Source organism: Pseudomonas sp. BJP69 (assembly GCF_007633355.1).
GTDB lineage: Bacteria > Pseudomonadota > Gammaproteobacteria > Pseudomonadales > Pseudomonadaceae > Aquipseudomonas > Aquipseudomonas juntendi.
The window spans coordinates 4,276,332-4,291,662 of sequence record NZ_CP041933.1; the positions used below are offsets into that span (position 1 = coordinate 4,276,332).

The 15,331-nt window shown below is 62.5% G+C and carries 18 protein-coding genes; 9 read left to right on the forward strand and 9 right to left on the reverse strand.

All coding sequences use genetic code 11. From position 1 onward, the window contains the following. Nucleotides 1-15 precede the first annotated feature (15 nt). The 5 genes from FPB55_RS19995 to FPB55_RS20020 all read left to right on the forward strand — a co-directional run bounded on the left by FPB55_RS19995 (nucleotide 16) and on the right by FPB55_RS20020 (nucleotide 4,452). Nucleotides 16-1,521, forward strand: a complete 1,506-nt coding sequence (locus FPB55_RS19995; RefSeq protein WP_008786734.1) for an efflux transporter outer membrane subunit — start codon at nucleotides 16-18, stop codon at nucleotides 1,519-1,521. A gap of 50 nt (nucleotides 1,522-1,571) precedes the next feature. Then, nucleotides 1,572-1,964: a MerR family transcriptional regulator gene (locus tag FPB55_RS20000; protein ID WP_019396549.1), complete on the forward strand. Its 393-nt coding sequence runs from the start codon at nucleotides 1,572-1,574 to the stop codon at nucleotides 1,962-1,964. Nucleotides 1,965-2,055: 91 nt separating this feature from the next. Beyond that, on the forward strand, nucleotides 2,056-3,252 hold the full coding sequence (locus FPB55_RS20005; protein WP_008786732.1) for an MFS transporter: 1,197 nt from the start codon (nucleotides 2,056-2,058) through the stop codon (nucleotides 3,250-3,252). A gap of 224 nt (nucleotides 3,253-3,476) precedes the next feature. Beyond that, a complete protein-coding gene (locus tag FPB55_RS20015) occupies nucleotides 3,477-4,175 on the forward strand; it encodes a DUF305 domain-containing protein (RefSeq protein ID WP_021162755.1) in 699 nt (232 codons plus the stop codon). 10 nt (nucleotides 4,176-4,185) lie between these two features. Then, a complete protein-coding gene (locus FPB55_RS20020) occupies nucleotides 4,186-4,452 on the forward strand; it encodes a glutaredoxin family protein (protein WP_144189143.1) in 267 nt (88 codons plus the stop codon). Nucleotides 4,453-4,458: 6 nt separating this feature from the next. Here the strand turns inward: FPB55_RS20020 and FPB55_RS20025 are convergent, their stop codons facing one another. The 9 genes from FPB55_RS20025 to FPB55_RS20075 form a co-directional block, all read right to left on the reverse strand. Further along, nucleotides 4,459-6,453 carry a relaxase/mobilization nuclease and DUF3363 domain-containing protein gene (locus tag FPB55_RS20025; protein ID WP_019396546.1) on the reverse strand — a complete coding sequence of 665 codons (1,995 nt, stop codon included), beginning with the start codon at nucleotides 6,451-6,453 and terminating at the stop codon, nucleotides 4,459-4,461. 448 nt (nucleotides 6,454-6,901) lie between these two features. Beyond that, a complete protein-coding gene (locus tag FPB55_RS20035) occupies nucleotides 6,902-7,489 on the reverse strand; it encodes a S26 family signal peptidase (protein WP_073646493.1) in 588 nt (195 codons plus the stop codon). Beyond that, complete coding sequence (locus tag FPB55_RS20040) at nucleotides 7,486-8,043, reverse strand: DUF2840 domain-containing protein (RefSeq protein WP_073646492.1); 558 nt, start codon at nucleotides 8,041-8,043, stop codon at nucleotides 7,486-7,488. Before FPB55_RS20040 ends, FPB55_RS20035 begins: the two co-directional genes overlap by 4 nt. Further along, a complete protein-coding gene (locus FPB55_RS20045) occupies nucleotides 8,040-8,324 on the reverse strand; it encodes a chromosome partitioning protein ParB (RefSeq protein WP_073646498.1) in 285 nt (94 codons plus the stop codon). The genes FPB55_RS20040 and FPB55_RS20045 overlap by 4 nt, the downstream gene beginning before the upstream one ends. Continuing rightward, nucleotides 8,321-8,959 (reverse strand): ParA family partition ATPase, encoded by a 639-nt coding sequence (gene parA / locus FPB55_RS20050; RefSeq protein WP_073646491.1) that lies wholly within the window; start codon nucleotides 8,957-8,959, stop codon nucleotides 8,321-8,323. Before parA ends, FPB55_RS20045 begins: the two co-directional genes overlap by 4 nt. 289 nt (nucleotides 8,960-9,248) lie before the next feature. Next, on the reverse strand, nucleotides 9,249-10,106 hold the full coding sequence (locus FPB55_RS20060) for a replication initiator protein A (RefSeq protein ID WP_073646490.1): 858 nt from the start codon (nucleotides 10,104-10,106) through the stop codon (nucleotides 9,249-9,251). 26 nt (nucleotides 10,107-10,132) lie between these two features. Beyond that, nucleotides 10,133-10,429, reverse strand: a complete 297-nt coding sequence (locus FPB55_RS20065) for a helix-turn-helix domain-containing protein (RefSeq protein ID WP_073646489.1) — start codon at nucleotides 10,427-10,429, stop codon at nucleotides 10,133-10,135. 115 nt (nucleotides 10,430-10,544) lie between these two features. Further along, the gene (locus FPB55_RS20070) at nucleotides 10,545-11,321 is read right to left on the reverse strand and encodes a DUF2285 domain-containing protein (protein WP_073646488.1); all 777 of its coding nucleotides are present in this window, start codon (nucleotides 11,319-11,321) and stop codon (nucleotides 10,545-10,547) included. 344 nt (nucleotides 11,322-11,665) lie between these two features. Continuing rightward, nucleotides 11,666-12,013: a DUF2958 domain-containing protein gene (locus tag FPB55_RS20075; protein WP_073646487.1), complete on the reverse strand. Its 348-nt coding sequence runs from the start codon at nucleotides 12,011-12,013 to the stop codon at nucleotides 11,666-11,668. A 268-nt stretch (nucleotides 12,014-12,281) separates the two neighbouring features. On the opposite strand from FPB55_RS20075, the gene FPB55_RS20080 reads away from it, so the two are divergent. The 4 genes from FPB55_RS20080 to FPB55_RS20095 are packed head-to-tail and all read left to right on the forward strand — an operon-like array spanning nucleotide 12,282 to nucleotide 15,297. Then, a complete protein-coding gene (locus tag FPB55_RS20080) occupies nucleotides 12,282-12,575 on the forward strand; it encodes a helix-turn-helix transcriptional regulator (RefSeq protein ID WP_073646486.1) in 294 nt (97 codons plus the stop codon). Next, entirely contained in the window at nucleotides 12,547-13,488 is a 942-nt protein-coding gene (locus FPB55_RS20085; protein WP_079867145.1) for a Dam family site-specific DNA-(adenine-N6)-methyltransferase, read from the forward strand. Before FPB55_RS20080 ends, FPB55_RS20085 begins: the two co-directional genes overlap by 29 nt. Continuing rightward, entirely contained in the window at nucleotides 13,479-14,105 is a 627-nt protein-coding gene (locus FPB55_RS20090) for a hypothetical protein (protein WP_124164490.1), read from the forward strand. The genes FPB55_RS20085 and FPB55_RS20090 overlap by 10 nt, the downstream gene beginning before the upstream one ends. Further along, complete coding sequence (locus tag FPB55_RS20095) at nucleotides 14,098-15,297, forward strand: DGQHR domain-containing protein (RefSeq protein WP_073646485.1); 1,200 nt, start codon at nucleotides 14,098-14,100, stop codon at nucleotides 15,295-15,297. The genes FPB55_RS20090 and FPB55_RS20095 overlap by 8 nt, the downstream gene beginning before the upstream one ends. Nucleotides 15,298-15,331 lie beyond the last annotated feature (34 nt).

The following is a 15,331-nucleotide window of genomic DNA, read 5'->3' on the forward strand; positions in this document are numbered from 1 at the left end:
AGGAGGACATACGACATGAAAACATCTTTCGCATTCACACGACCCGCCAGGACGCTGGCGCCGCTCGCCCTCGCGGCGGCGTTGACTGGCTGCTCCATGGCACCGAAGTATGACCGGCCCGCAGCGCCGATCGACACGGCTTATCCCTTGGGCGCGGCCTATGTGGAACCGGCGGCCGCGACGCCCGACGACGCGATCACGGCCGAGATCGGCTGGCGGGACTTCTTCCGCGACCCGCTGCTGCAGCAGTTGATCGGCATTTCACTGGAGAACAACCGCGACATGCGCAAGGCCGCGCTCAACGTGGAGGCGGCTCAGGCGCTGTACCGTATCCAGCGTGCCGAGATGCTGCCGAACCTGGGCGTTTCCGCCCGCGGCGCGTCAGAGCGCGTACCGGCCGACCTCAGCACCACGGGGCAAAGCGACGTGCTCCGGCGCTACGACGTGGCCGGGGTGACGGCCGCCTGGGAACTGGACCTGTGGGGCCGCATCCGCAGCCTCAGCGACCGGGCGCTGGCGTCCTACCTGGCCCTCGACGAGACCCGCATCGCCACGCAGATGAGCCTGGTGTCCGAGGTGGCCAGCGCCTACCTCACGCTGCGTGCCGACCAGGAACTGCTGCGCCTGACGAGCGACACCCTCGCCACGCAGAAGCGCTCCTACGGGCTGACCACCCAACTGGTGGAAGCGGGCAACTCCACGCAGCTCGACCTGCGCCGCGCAGAGATCGCGTTGCGCACCGCCGAGGCCAACCATGCCGCCTACACACGGCAGGCGGCCAAGGACCGCAACGCGCTGGTGCTGCTGTTGGGCCAGCCGCTGACGCCGGAGCTGTCCCGGCAGCTTGACGAGGCCATGGCGCTGCCGGACGACATCGTGCCGACCGGCCTGCCGAGCGGCCTGCCGTCCGAACTGCTCGCGCGCCGGCCGGACATCCGCGCCGCCGAGCAGATGCTGATCGGCGCCAACGCCAACATCGGCGCGGCGCGGGCCGCGTTCTTCCCGACGATCAGCCTTACGGGCTCGGCGGGCACGGCCAGCGCTTCGCTGGACGGCCTGTTCGATTCGGGCTCGCGGGCCTGGAGCTTCCTGCCGCAGATCACGCTGCCCATCTTCCGCGGCGGCGCGCTGCGCGCCAACCTGGACGTGGCGCACGTACAGAAGCGCATCGAGATCGCCAACTACGAGAAGTCCATCCAGGCGGCCTTCGCCGAGGTGGCCGACGGCCTGGCGGGCAAGCGCACGCTCGATGAGCAGATCCGCGCGGAGCAGCTCCTGGTGGCGGCCAGCCAGAAGGCCTACGAGCTGGCCGAGCAGCGCTTCCAGGAGGGCGTGGACGACAACCTCACTGTACTCGACGCGCAGCGCACGCATTACGGCACGCAGCAGACCCTGGTGCGCACGCGCCTGACGCGGCTGAACAACCTCATCCATCTGTACAAGGCGCTGGGCGGCGGCTGGACTGAGCACACGGTGCAATCGGGCGCCACGGCGCAGCAGTCCGCCCGGTCGCCGGGATGAGGGCCGGCGCGCAGCGGTGGCGTCCCCCATCGCTGCGCGCGGAGAGCTGGATGAGGATTGGTGAACTCGCGCGCTTGACCGGCACGCCCCCTGAGAACATCAGGTTCTACGAACGGGAGGGCCTGCTGCCCGCTCCCGAGCGGTCCCGCAACAACTACCGGCGCTATGGCCCGGCCCATGTCGAGCGGCTTTACCTGATTCGCAACTACCGCGCGTCGGGCATCGGCCTGGATGACATGCGCAACTTGCTGGGCTGGACGCATCGCGAGTCCCCGGAACCCGAGCTGCTGACGCAGGCTGTCCGGGACCATCTCGCCTATGTCGAGGAACGCATGGCGCAACTGACCCGGGTGAAAGAGCACCTGCTCGCATTGGAACGGCAGGCTGTTCCTTCTGCCGCTCGGGAGATTTGCGAGGAGCGACCAGGTTGCGGCGGTTCATGAGCATCGCATGGCCGAATCATGGTCGGATAACTGAACATATATTCATGCGTGTAATATTTCCGGCCAGACAAACGAACAAGAAAGACCGCCCATGACCGACCAGAGCATCACGCGCCGAAACATCGGCGTTCTCACCGCCGCGCAGGCGCTCGGTGGCGCCAGCGCGCCCATCGTGATGTCGCTGGGCGGGCTGGTCGGCCAGCAGCTTGCCAAGGACTCGGCCTGGATCACCTTGCCCGTGAGCCTGTTCGGCCTGGGTCTTGCCATCGGCACCTTGCCTGCGGCGTTCATCATGCGGCGCCATGGCCGCCGCAACGGATACGTGGTCGGGGTCGGCTTCGGCGTGGCCTCGGGCCTGATCGCCGCGCTGGGCATCATGCTGGCCTCGTTCTGGATCTTCTGCGCCGGCACCTTCCTGGCGGGCTTCTACGGCGCGTATGTGCAGAGCTACCGCTTCGCAGCCGCCGACACCGCCGAGGACGCGCTCAAGGCCAAGGCGATTTCCTGGGTGATGGTGGGGGGTCTCGCGGGTGCCATCATCGGGCCGCAGTTGGTGATCTTCACGCGCGACGCGGTAGCGGGCACGCCCTACGTCGGCAGCTTCCTCAGCCAGGCGCTGCTGCCGCTGATCGCCCTGCCGATCTTGCTGATGCTGCGCACGCCGCGCCAGACCCCGGCCGAAGCCGCCGCCGACAGCGGCCGCACGGTGCTGCAGCTCCTGGCGATGCCGCGCTACGCGCTGGCCGTGGCCGCGGGCGTGGTGTCCTATGGGGTGATGGCGTTCGTGATGACCGCCGCGCCGGTGGCGATGGTCAACCACGGGCATTCGGTGGACAACGCCGCCCTGGGCATCCAGTGGCACCTGCTGGCGATGTTCGGGCCGAGCTTCTTCACTGGGCGGCTGATGGTGCGCTACGGCAAGGAGCGCGTGACCGCCGTGGGCATGGTGCTGCTCGCCGCCTCCGGGGTGGTGGCCCTGGGCGGGCTCGGCCTGTCCCACTTCTGGGGCTCGCTGGCGCTGCTGGGCATCGGCTGGAACTTCAGCTTCATCGGCGCGACGGCGGTGGTCACCGATTGCCACACCCCGGCCGAGCGCAGCAAGGCGCAGGGCATGAACGATTTCTTCGTCTTCGCCGCCACGGCGGCCGTGTCGTTCCTCGCGGGATCGATCCTGCACAGCTCGGGCTGGCAGGCGGTCAACTGGATGATCTTCCCGGCCCTGGCGCTGATCTTGGTGCCGCTGCTGTGGCAGACCGCGCGAAAGCCGGTGCGGCTAGGTCCGGGCTGATCGGGCCGATGCGGGAGGTGTTCCATCTAGCGGTCGCCTCAGGCGCTACATCACCTGCTTCCACCGCTGCAGCTTCGACAGCGCGTTGTCGTAGGCGGCGGAAGTGAAGGACTGGATCTTGCGCCGAGGGTCTTCATCGGCATCAACGGCGAAATGAGGGGCTTGACCTTCCAACAATGGGAAGCCCTACAGTGACTCCATCAATCTCATTCAAGGAGTTTTTCATGAGAGTCAACAAGTTCAGCCTGTTGTTCATTGCGGGCGCCGTCGTGGTCGCCATCGGCCTGATGGCCGTTCAGAAGAAGGTGGTCCCGTCGGGTGAAGTGATGCAGGCCAATGCGAGCGGAGATCACCAAGGGCACGCGATGCCCTCCAGCGCCTCGGCCAATGACAGCCCTTCCACGACCGCGTATCGCGCCGTGAACGACCAGATGCACGCGGGGATGGGAGCGCAGTTCACTGGCAACGCCGACGTCGATTTCATGCGCGGCATGATCCCGCACCACCAGGGCGCGATCGACATGGCCAAGGTGGCGTTGCAGTACGGCAAGGACCCGGAGGTCCGCAAGTTGGCTGAGGAGGTTATCTCTGCGCAGGAAGGCGAGATCGCCATGATGAATAAGTGGCTTGGAGAACGCGGCCAACAGGCGGCGACCGGCAGCTCGGGCGACGCCTCGACGACCGCCTACCCTGCCGGCAATGACCGCATGCACGCCGACATGATGATTGACTTCAGCGGCGATGCCGATGTGGACTTTATGCGCGGCATGATCCCGCATCACCAGGGCGCGATCGACATGGCCAAGGTGGCGTTGCAGTACGGCAAGGACCCGGAGGTCCGCGAGTTGGCTCAGGAGGTTATCTCTGCGCAGGAAGGAGAGATCGCCATGATGAAGAGCTGGCTTGCCGCTCGGGGAAAGTGAAGGCACGACCATGAACCAAGCCAGCACCCCGCGCATCATCATCTATAGCACTCCAGCCTGCCCGGACTGTCGGGTGCTGAAGGAGTGGCTGTCCCAGCAGAGCATCGTGTTTGAAGAACGCGACCTGAGCGACCCGAAGATTTCTGCGGAAGCCAAGTCACGAACCGGCGTGCGCGTGGCTCCGATCACGCTCATCGGTAATGAGGTCTTCTATGGCACCTTTGCGAGCCAGAAGCCGGGGCTGATGAAGGCGCTCGGCCGTTCGACAAGTAGATGAAGGGTCTCAAGAAATACTTGGCCCGCGCTGTCGTCCAAGCTCCCAAGATACGCCGCCACCGCGCACCACGGCGGCGATATGCTGCCCCAGCCGCTGCTCGATCACCGGCCGCCACGGCACCAAGCTGAATCCCATGCCGTCGTCCAGCATCGCGTAGCGCCCGCTGGCGAGCATGACGCTGCGCCGGTAGATGCCAGCCACGCGCTGCCCGTCGGCCACCGGGCGATGCTCCAGGCCGGTTTCAGCGGCAATGCCCTTCGCGGCCTGTGCCAGTTCCCGGTTGCGCAGTGTGCCCAGCAGGTTGCGCGCCAGGATCACGCGCTGCCCGCGCCGCTCGGCCAGCCCCTGTTCGGCCAGGAAGTCGGCGCGCTGTTGCATGGCCTGTTTGGCCTCGCCACCAAAGCCCAGGTCGCCCAGGCCCGAGCCGCCGCCGATCAACTGCTGGTCGAGCCACGTGGCCCCGATCACGCGGGCCTGCCGCTCGATGGGCAAGTGCGATTTCAGCTCCACGGCCACGCCGCCCAGGCGCTGCGCGTCGTACTGGCGGCCACGCTCGGCCAGGTCGTCCGGCACCTTCCATAGCCCTTCGGCAACGCGCTCCACAATGCCGGCCCGACGCAGGGCCTCCAGCCGGCGGATGTGGGCGGCGACGACTTCTTGCGGGTCGCGTCCGGCCTTGGCCCGGCCCTGCCCGATCGCCAGGTGATGGTCAGTGCGGTACAGGCCATCGCTCGCCAGCGCGGCGATGTTCTTGTCGGCTGCGCGCACGTCGGCCGAGCCTTTCACCTCCACCACGGCGCCGCTCGGGTAGTTCGCCAGCTCGTCGCGGGCGTTGAGCGCGACGTAATGGGCCTTGCCGTCCACCCCGTCGATGACCAGATAGCCCCGGTCGCGCAGCTCGTCGGCCAGCCCCTTCGCGGCCACACGGCCGAGGATGGTTCGGCCATCGTCCCCCGGCTCGAACACGGCCAGCTCGCGCGGCTCGCCGCGCATGGCCCGCTGCACGGTGCGGATGATGTCGCCGCGCTCGCCCAGCGCGCGCAATGTCTTTTCCGCATCGGCATGGATGGCCCAGGTGCCGGGCTGCGTCTCGTCGGCCAGGCCCAGGCGCTGCAAGTGTTGCAGGCGGCCGATTAGCATCAGGCGTTGGCGCTGCAAGCGGGGGGCGTTGAACCTTTCGACGCGCACCAGGCCATCGCCGCCGGCCTCGCCTATCTCACGCTTGAGGGTGCGATCCAGGCTCGTCCACCGCTCTTGCTCCACCTCACGCTGCAAGGTCTGCTGGATCTCCAGTTCGGTGCGCGGCCCCAGCCATTCGGTCGCCAGCTCGGCGGCGCGATAGCGGAAGCCATCGGCGATGTAGTCGCCCGCGATGATGAGGTCTTTGCCGGTGTCGTCGCGCCCGCGCACGACGATGTGCGTGTGCGGGTTGTCGGTGTTCCAGTGGTTCACGGCCACCCAATCGAGGCCCGTACCCAGGTCGGCCTCCATGCGGCCCATGAGGTGCCGCGTGTAGGTGCGCAGGTCTTCCAGCTCCGCGCCATCCTCGGGCGAGAGGATGAAGCGGAAATGGTGCCGGTCGTCGGCGCAGCGTTCCTTGAAGGCGTCGAGATCGGCCACGTCTGTCTGCGGCCCGTAGGCTTGGCCCGGCTCGCCGTCGCGGCCCACGCCGTCGCGCTCGATGTAGCGCAGGTGCTTGGCGAGCGACTGCGGGCTGGCCCGCTGGTGGTTCACCAGCAGCGTCTTGATGGTCGCGCGCCGCGACATAGGCGTCAGCTTCGCCCCGGCGAAGCGTGCTGCCGTGTGGCCGCGCCCCAGGCGCGAGCCGGGCCGCTGGCCGGTGCCACTCGCCGATGCCGGACGGCGCACCGTGGACTTGCCGCTGCTGGCTTTGCCCGCCTGTTTGAGCACCTTGGAAACGAAGCTCTGCCCCTGGCCCTTGCCCCGGTTCTTCGGGGCGCTGGGGCGCACGCGGAAATCGTCGTCGCGGCGGTCGGTCATGGCTGCGCTCCCTGCAAGCTCTGGCGTGTCCTGTCGTGCGAAGCACGCGGACATGCCTGCATTGGCGCGACCTTCGCGCCGAACGCGGCACGGCGGCAAAGCCGCTCCGTGCCGCGCCACCCCCATGTGCAGACTGGCTTTCGACGCGGCCCGGTGCCGCGTCCTTTTGTCTTGCCTTCCGCCTTTGCCTGTCGCTGGTGCTCCAGGCGTCGGCGGCCCGGCGGTGCTGTGCTGCTTGCAGCCAGCCCGCCGGCGAACGCGCAGAGGGACACGCCGATGGCCGCTAGCCGGGCGCGTTCGAGGCAAGACGCCTGCACACTGGATGGCAGCGCGAAGTGCGGTGCGAATGCACCCGCACTGCACGCGCGACGACATGGCGGCAGCAGCCAGAACGACATGCCCGATGGCACGATGAGATGCACGGCAGCGTGCAGCGAATCGGCCGCCATCATGGGCGTGCCTCCAGCCAGACCCGATGCGCAACGCCGATCACGGTGGATGCGCTGACCGGCCCGAAATAGCGGCTGTCGAACGATGCCGGCTTTGTCACGCTCAACAGGAACAGCTCGCCCGGTTCGAGGTGGCGGCAAAGCTGCAAGGATGGCAGCGACCGGCCCAGCCGGTCGGCAGGCAGCACGGCGGCCGAAGGCACGCCGTCGATGCGTACCTGTCCAGCGACGATGCAAACGTGTTGCGGTGCGACTGCGCCCACACGTTTGAGCAGCGGAACGCGCGTCGGCAGGTAGCCGCGCTGCGCAGCCAGTGCGGCTACCTCGACTGGCAACGGCACGAGCACGATGCTGTCCACGGACAACGGACGTAGCAGCGAAGCAGTGCGCGGGTCGAACGGTTCGATGCGATACCATCCGACCGCCACGCTGTCGGATGGGTTGTACGTCAGGCGCGGCAGCGGTTGCACGAACGCCGCCCAGGCCAGCGCAGCGAGGCCGACTGCGGCGAAGCCCGCCAGCACGATGCGAGCGCGCAGGCGCGAGCGAGGATGCGGCGAGGCGGACGAAGTGGAAACGGTCGTCATGGCAGCGCCTTCCCAGCGAGCCACGCGGAATGCCGCTCGGCGGTGTATTCGGGCAGCGGCAGGCGGGCCTCCAGACGGTTGCCCAGCGTGCGCCAGTACGCGGGCGAGACGGCAGACGCGGCGATGCCCAGCGCCTCGATGCCGTCGATGCGTTCCAACACGGCGCGCACGTTGGCGTCATCCTCGGCGTGCAGCAGCAGACGTGCGCCTGGCCGCACGCCGGGGATGCGCTGCAAGGCATCCAATGGCGTGCCAGCCTGCATCACCATGAGCTGCCAGCGGATCGTGCCGTAGTCGTTGGTCTGCCAGCGGATGCGGCAGAGAACAGCGTTCGGCAGGAACACCGCGCAGCGCCGCCAGCGGTCGAGCTGGAGCGTGCGCGCAGGTTCGCCGAAGCGCAGGTAGAGCTTGAAGCGCGGTTCGATGTAGGCCAGCGATACGCGCGTCAGCGGCACGTTGCCGGCCTGGCGGGCGAGTGTCGAAAGCGAAGTCGCTGGCGTGGTCGATGCAGAAGCCGTGACCGCGTTCGCGGCAGGTGCGATGGATGCGTTCATGGCAGGTTCTCCGTGCGGGTCTCGGGAAACTCCCGTTCCAGCAGGCCGCGGAGCAGTTCGGCCACGGTCACGCCCTGACCGAAGGCGGCGATCTTGATGCGCGCGCGCAGCGCTGGCGTCACGTCGAGGGTCAGGCGTGCGGTGTAGAGGTCGCCCTTATTGAGCGCATCAGCGTCGCCCTGGCGAATCCACGCCTCAGCGTGCGGATTCGCCGGTGGGCGCGCACCGATGCCAATGCGCTTGGCCGTGCGCTTGCTGTTCGGTGGCGACTGTGCGGTCATGTCGGCCACCGCAGCAGTTCATCGACCAGCGCGGCGATCTCGCGGGTGGCGGCGCTGTCGGGCGCCGTCTCGCGGGCGAGTCGACCAGCGGCCACGCTGTCGGCGAAGACGATCCTTTGCCGAACCTCAGCGCGCAGCGCCGGCAACGGCTGTTCGGCCAGCGATTGCCGCGCCTCCCGACCGATCACCGTGGTGCTAACGCGGCGGTTGATGACGAAGGCCGCGCGCAGCGCAGGCCGGAACACCTGCGCCTCACGGATCAGTGCCACCATCTCGGCGCTGGCCCACAAGTCGTAGGGGCTGGGCTGCACCGGAATCAGCACGCGCTCGGCTGCCAGCAGCGCGGAGCGCGCCAAGGCGGCGATGCGCGGCGGCCCGTCGATGATGACGTGATCTGCGCGGCGGGCGAGTTCTGGCGCCTCTTGGTGCAGCGTTTCGCGTGCAAGGCCCACGGCGCTGAACAGCCGTGGCAAGCCTTGCTGGCTTCTGCGCTGCGTCCAGTCCAGCGATGAACCCTGCGGGTCGGCATCCAGCAGGACGACGTGCTGGCCGCGCATCGCCAGTTCGCCGGCGATGTGGGTGGCGAGCGTGGTCTTGCCGACGCCGCCTTTTTGGTTGAGTAACGCGACGATCATGGCGCGGCCCTCCGTGCTGGAAAGCCTTGCTTCGAGTCGCCTGCAAAACCTGATTTCTGGCGGCTTGGATTGCCTGCCGTTTGTGGCCGCGTGGCGGTTGTCCACCGCAGCGGCGCTTCTCTACTAAAAGTTAGAGAATTTAAGTTATGTATGTTAGAGAGCGCGCAAACCCAATGCTGGCGCGGGTTTTCGGCCGATTGGCACGCCTGATAGCACGATAGGGCCACGCCTGATAGCACGATACCCCGCACGCCTGATAGCACGACACTATTCACAGGTTGTCCCGGAGTTATCCCCGTGCCGTGGACGGCACGGGTCGGAAGGTCAATAACTCCGTTCCGTCGTCCGGCATCCGCTCGATGCCCAGGACGTAGCCGGGCAGCGACTGCCGCGCCACCAGCGCGCGCAGGTCGCAGGCGAAGTCGTAAGGTTTGGCGGTACTGCCGGACTTCTGGTGCAGGTAGCGGAAATCGAACTGCCAGCCGTATTCCTGCCTGCCACCGTGCTTGCGTACCAGCCGGTACAGCCATCGCTCGATACCGCCGGTCAGCCGGAAATACGCCGGGTCGATGGTCAGCACCAGGGCGGCATCGAGCACGCCGGCGTAGAACCAGTCCGGCAGGATCAGTTCGATGCCCAATGGCGTGCCGCTGGCGTCGGCCAGTTCCTTCCACTCGTTGATCCACGAGAAGCGGTGCAGCCGCCTTCCCGTGGTCTCGCGGATGGACGTGGCCACCGTGGTCGATTGCAGCCGGTCGAGCGCGGCCTTGAGACGCTGGTAGTCGCGTGAGCCGGTGCCGCGCCCGATGAAGCGCAGGATCTCGTAGGGCGTGGCGTGCATCAGCCGCGATGGCCGCAGGCCCGCGTCCTGCGCCTCCACGATCTGGCTGGCGGCCCAGATCAGGATGTCGGCATCCCAGATCGTGGCGATGCCATGCTCGGTCGTGCCTTCCACGCGGATCGTCACGTTGCCCGCCCGGAAGTCGATGGGCTTGACCCGCTTGGACTTCGCCAGCGAGAAGAACGGATAGGCCATCAAGTCTTGGCTGTCGCGCGGCGCCATGTCGCCCGGCAAGGCGCGAAACAGGTCGAGCTGTTCGCGCTCCTGCACCGACCGCTGCCGGGGCGGCAGCGCGAGACTGGACATGACGGCGGCCACCCGTGAACCTGCGATCAGCGGCGATCACGGTAGTCACCCGCATGGCGCTCGGCGTACTCCGGGTCGGAGGTGGCATCGAAGCTGCGCGCATCGGCCCAGGCATCCAGGTCGGCCACCGCGTACATGACGCGCCGGCCGAACTTGCGGAACTTCGGCCCGCCGCCGATCACGCGCTGTTTCTCCAGCGTGCGGGGCGACAGCCGCAGGTAGTCGGCGGCTTCGTCGTTGGTCAGATAGCGTTGGGGCTGCGCGGGCGCAGCAACAGCAGCGGAAGGAGCGGTTACAGAGGGCCGCAAGGGAGCGGGTCGCATGGGATTTACCTCCATCAAGCCCGGCCACACCACGCGGCCGGATGGAGGCACTTTCGAGAAATTCAGGCTTCCTGCTAAGGGACGAATTGCAGGGAGTGCAAAACGTCCCCCCTTGCTACGATGCAACTGGCCCAAGCTGCGCCAGGCTGCGATAGCCGCCGCGCATCAGCGCCTCGCCGCGACGCGCCAGCCGCCGCACGCGGGCACGCAAGGCGCTGTCGGCGTGCCAGTCGGCGGCCACGGCATCCACGCCGAACAACCCTTCGGCCACCTCGCGCAAGGACGCGCCGGCCAGGGTCGCGTCAAGCGCCTGGAGCGTGTGCAGTTCCTGCACCGCCGCGAGCGTGGGCCGGGAACGGGCCATTGCCGCAGGCACGGCATCCGGCAGCGCCGCCAGCTTGTCCAGTTCGGCCACCAGTGCCTGATAACGCGCGCAGGGTGTGGCGCAGGCGCGGGTAGCGTAGAGGTAGGCCATGCCGTCTTCCAGGCCCGGCGCCAGCGCGAGCCGCAGGCAGCAACCGGGCCAGCGCGACACCAGCACCAGGCGTTTGCCGTCGTGGATCAGATGCTTGCGGCCGGGAACACACCAGAACTCGAAGGCATAGGCTTCGGGCGGTGGGTCGGCATCGGGATAAAGCTGCACCACGGCATCGTGGTCGGGAAACCAGGCCGGATGCGCGTCACGTGCGTCTAGGGCGGGATCTTCCAGCAGGCGCAGGCCCCAGCGGTGCGCCGCATCCGGGCGGCGGCGACGGCGCAGCCAGTCTAGCCGGTAGTCGGGATTGCGGCGCAGGTACTCCCAGGCCAAGGCCGGGCCATCAAGATGCAGCGTGTAGAGATACGCAGCGGTCGGATACCAGTGTTCTCGATGTTCGGCACTCGGGCCAGCCATGACGCAACCTCCTGTCAGTCAGCAGGAACGTCGCTGCGGCTCGGCATGCGGGAGCTATCGTTTCAACATCAAAACGTCATCGTTATCGGGTTAAGCTGAAACTACGGGTGTCAAGTCCGATTGGCTCCGGTGCATTGCGAAAATCGTCTGAATGCGACGGCTGTGCCGCCTGGAATCGACGGTCAGCAGCCGATACCGTGCCGCAGCCCGGGCCAAAGACCATGACTGTTTACATCAGAGTTGCACCGCTTCGGTGCAAGAATGCGGATTCAGACCGGGCGGGTCTTGAGTGAGACGGAAATAGTCACAATGCGCTGCGCTTGGCCTCGCTGCGCGGGCCTGCATCAGTCCGGTATCGAACCGTCTTCTTCGGCCAGCCGCACATACTCCGACAGCCGCCGTGTCGGTTGAAAGTAACGATCGCGCATCACGGGCTGCTTGCGCGGCCCGACGATGGACGCCAGATCGGAGAGCTTCACCGTGCCCAGGGCAGGCATCCCGATGCCCAGGTCGATCAGGCCATAGGCCGTATCGCCGTCGGTGGGATCGAGCGAGGCCAGCAGCCAGGTTGCGTGCGCGTCGGGGGTGAACAGCCGCACCACGGGCAGCGGGTCGGTATCCTGCCCGGCGGCGCGGGCCTGGCCGTGGGCCAGCAGCCGCGCCCGGTCGTCCTCGGTGACAAGCGGGGTCACGACCGCGCGCCTTGCACGAATGCACGCAAGCGCTGAAGCGCATTCGTGCTTGCGCCCTGATGCACAAATGCGCAAGCGTACGAATCCGCAGAAGCGTAGAGCCACGCAGGCGCATGTACGGAAGTCAGGAAAGACACGGATCAGGCTCTCCGCTTTTGAAGAAAGCCGCTGATGTGGATTTCTTCAAAGGCACAAAAACAAGTGGGATCGGATGAATGAGTTAAATATAACGTGGTTTTAAATTTTGTACAAACTGAAACTTCTGCATATGCAGAAGCGATCCATCCAGCGTGGCCGACCGACGGGCGCGACAACCTTTGAAGCGGAGCCGGCACAAGCGTTTGGCGCCGCAGTACGCTCTATCAGGACTGCACAGGGTGTTGCGCAAGAAACTTTGGCAAATCGTGCAGGAATCGAGCGCTCACATATGGGGAAGATTGAACGAGGAGAGCATATGCCCACTCTGGCGATTATCTTGAAAATTGCTAGAGCACTGGGATGCAGCGCTTCTGAATTGATGAAGGAAACAGAAAATGGGCTTGAGGCAATCAAGGGAAAATAACCCATTCCAATGCGCTGCTGTTGCAACGATCGAAGGGGTCTCTTTGGAGTTGGAGGAAGGTTTTTGCGAAACAAAAATCATTCCCGCCCCACCGCACGCGAATAGCCACTATCAAGAAACCTCGCCTTTTCTGAAATGGGCAGGAGGGAAAAGGTGGTTGGTCGAAAAGCACTCACACCTTCTAAATATAGAGCACGAAAGATATATCGAGCCTTTTGTGGGTAGTGGCGCAGTTTTTTTTAGCCTGCTTCCGCATTCCGCTATTCTTTGCGATAAAAACGAAAAGCTCATAGAAGTTTATGAGGCAATAAAAAGCGACTGGAAGAAAGTTGCAGATTTGCTTCGAGTTCATCACAAAAATCACTCTTCAGAATATTATTATCAAACTCGCCGAAAGCGGTTACGCACGCCAGAAACACGAGCAGCGCAATTTATTTACCTAAACAGAACCTGTTGGAATGGCTTATACCGGGTAAATAAGAAAGGTGAATTCAACGTCCCAATAGGAACGAAGCAGAATGTAGTTCTGTCGACTGATGATTTTGAAAAAATCGCCTTGTGCTTAAAAAATGTAGAGCTTCTCTCTGGCGACTTTGAAATTGCTCTTGAAAAGGCCGGGCAGGGGGATTTTGTTTTTATAGATCCTCCTTATACAGTCAAACATAACTACAACGGCTTTCTAAAGTACAACGAAAGTATATTTTCCTGGGAAGACCAGGTTCGACTTCGTGATGCCGTCGAGCTTGCTGTATCACGAGGGGCAAAAGTGCTTGTGACTAACGCCTGCCATGACAGCATAAAACGCCTATATGAAAACCTAGGCGAGATCTCAACGTTAAATAGAGCCAGCATCATAGCCGGGAAATCTTCCGCTCGGGGCAGGTACGAGGAGGTCGTCATCAAATGCTACTAAAGACCATCGGCCGCCTGCCTCTAATTCAATGCCTGGTGCATTTTCCTCTGAATGCTCATAAAACAGCATTAAAGAAATTCTCTACGCTTTGGATTTTGACCAGCCTTCCTGTCATCGTCGCTGTATTTCTGTCGCCAATACCAGATGGAACCTCGGGTGTGGGAGTAAAGCTTCTGCTGAAGCTAAGAGAGTCCATTACAGTTTCAGAATTATTTGTGTACACCGCCACATTTCTTACGCCTATTTTCTATATGATTTTTGAGAAGTACCAAGAATCATCAGAAACTCAATTTGGCGAAAAAATAGTACAAAGCGTTAGAAGGTTATTCAAGGGCTACGGGTTGCTGGCGTTGATTTCAATCGTCATCATGATCTTGACCGCTATTGCTTTCGGGCAGATTAAGGCAGGGTCGAGTGACTTCCAAAACTCGTTTCTCGGCTACTACCTAAGTAGTTTATCACTGCCAATCTACATCTTTTCTTTATACTGCTGGTATCTCACGCTCCTTGATGGAGCATGGAGAGGTGATTTTGTATCGGAGAATAGAAGCTCTGAAAAAAATATAGTGAACGATTTTTCTGCAAGGCTGCGTGCTCGGGAGTCTGGTGATGAGTAAAGAATTAAAGCTTACAGTCCTGAAAGTCCGCCAGCCAATTGGCGATTTTTATATCGCATCAATAAGGGCACAAGACCTAGTAGATATATCCTTCTCGGATGTAAGGCGGTTAGCCAAAGACCAGCGTGACCTTGAGAAATATCTTGGTATCCAGCGCCCTGTCAGCCCCAAGAGAATTAAAGAAATAAAGCAATATATCGAAGGAGAGGATTCGACATTTCCAACATCAGTTATCCTTGCTGTGGATGAAAAGTGCGCTGAATATGACTCAGATGGGAACGGCATCGGCACACTGGTTCTTAAGGAGTATCAAGCCGATGCCTCTGATGAGGCAGACTCAATACCTTACGCTAGAATTGCAAAAGTTATAGATGGTCAACACCGCATTGCTGCCTTCATGGATGAAAACAATAATTGGTGTTTTGATTACGATGAGCGAGATTTTGATATTAATGTTGCGATATTTATCGGGGCGGATGTCTCCGAGCAGGCAAATATATTTGCAACCGTAAATCTTGCGCAAACAAAAGTTAATAAAAGCCTTGTGTATGACCTGACGGAGCTGGCAAAAACATCAAGTCCTCATAAGACATGCCACAATGTAGCGGTGGCATTGGATAAAGAGCCAAGCAGCCCGCTATATCAAAGGATTAAGCGGCTAGGAACAGCTACGCCAGGTCGAAAAAAAGAGCCCTTGACACAAGCATCCTTTGTTGAATCTTTAGTTAAATTCATTTCACCCAACCCCGTTCAAGATAGAAATGATCTCTTGGCAGGGAAGAAAATAAAGCACGTCGCTGGATCTGATTTGAAAAAATTTCCATTTAGAAATTTATTTATTGATGGAAAAGAGATTGATATTACCGAAATAATTTACAACTACTTTAAGGCAGTTGAGAAAAAATGGCCAGACTCATGGAATGCAACTGATCGCGTGGGCAATCTCCTTCCTCGATCAAACGCCTTTAAAGCCTTCATGATTTATTTGCGAGAAGATGCGTATCCAGAACTTGCGCAAGGAAACTATGGACTGATTCCGTCCGTGAATGAATTTTATAAAAAACTGGATCACATCGAGTTAAAAGACGAAGACTTTACAACCCGAAATTTCGCACCAGGCAGTGGTGGACAAGCCACGTTCTTAAAGATGTTGCGTGGGGAGATATCGCTCGAAGATATGCTAGACGGGTAAGTCCCGAATGTCCTTCCTCGTATCAGAAAACGGG

Excerpts from the sequence above, each read along its gene's own strand:
- FPB55_RS19995 (WP_008786734.1), top strand. The coding sequence starts at position 16 with ATGAAAACATCTTTCGCATTCACACGACCCGCCAGGACGCTGGCGCCG.
- FPB55_RS20000 (WP_019396549.1), top strand. The coding sequence starts at position 1,572 with ATGAGGATTGGTGAACTCGCGCGCTTGACCGGCACGCCCCCTGAGAAC.
- FPB55_RS20005 (WP_008786732.1), top strand. The coding sequence starts at position 2,056 with ATGACCGACCAGAGCATCACGCGCCGAAACATCGGCGTTCTCACCGCC.
- FPB55_RS20015 (WP_021162755.1), top strand. The coding sequence starts at position 3,477 with ATGAGAGTCAACAAGTTCAGCCTGTTGTTCATTGCGGGCGCCGTCGTG.
- FPB55_RS20020 (WP_144189143.1), top strand. The coding sequence starts at position 4,186 with ATGAACCAAGCCAGCACCCCGCGCATCATCATCTATAGCACTCCAGCC.
- FPB55_RS20025 (WP_019396546.1), bottom strand. The coding sequence starts at position 6,453 with ATGACCGACCGCCGCGACGACGATTTCCGCGTGCGCCCCAGCGCCCCG.
- FPB55_RS20035 (WP_073646493.1), bottom strand. The coding sequence starts at position 7,489 with ATGACGACCGTTTCCACTTCGTCCGCCTCGCCGCATCCTCGCTCGCGC.
- FPB55_RS20040 (WP_073646492.1), bottom strand. The coding sequence starts at position 8,043 with ATGAACGCATCCATCGCACCTGCCGCGAACGCGGTCACGGCTTCTGCA.
- FPB55_RS20045 (WP_073646498.1), bottom strand. The coding sequence starts at position 8,324 with ATGACCGCACAGTCGCCACCGAACAGCAAGCGCACGGCCAAGCGCATT.
- parA (WP_073646491.1), bottom strand. The coding sequence starts at position 8,959 with ATGATCGTCGCGTTACTCAACCAAAAAGGCGGCGTCGGCAAGACCACG.
- FPB55_RS20060 (WP_073646490.1), bottom strand. The coding sequence starts at position 10,106 with ATGTCCAGTCTCGCGCTGCCGCCCCGGCAGCGGTCGGTGCAGGAGCGC.
- FPB55_RS20065 (WP_073646489.1), bottom strand. The coding sequence starts at position 10,429 with ATGCGACCCGCTCCCTTGCGGCCCTCTGTAACCGCTCCTTCCGCTGCT.
- FPB55_RS20070 (WP_073646488.1), bottom strand. The coding sequence starts at position 11,321 with ATGGCTGGCCCGAGTGCCGAACATCGAGAACACTGGTATCCGACCGCT.
- FPB55_RS20080 (WP_073646486.1), top strand. The coding sequence starts at position 12,282 with ATGCAGAAGCGATCCATCCAGCGTGGCCGACCGACGGGCGCGACAACC.
- FPB55_RS20085 (WP_079867145.1), top strand. The coding sequence starts at position 12,547 with ATGGGCTTGAGGCAATCAAGGGAAAATAACCCATTCCAATGCGCTGCT.
- FPB55_RS20090 (WP_124164490.1), top strand. The coding sequence starts at position 13,479 with ATGCTACTAAAGACCATCGGCCGCCTGCCTCTAATTCAATGCCTGGTG.
- FPB55_RS20095 (WP_073646485.1), top strand. The coding sequence starts at position 14,098 with ATGAGTAAAGAATTAAAGCTTACAGTCCTGAAAGTCCGCCAGCCAATT.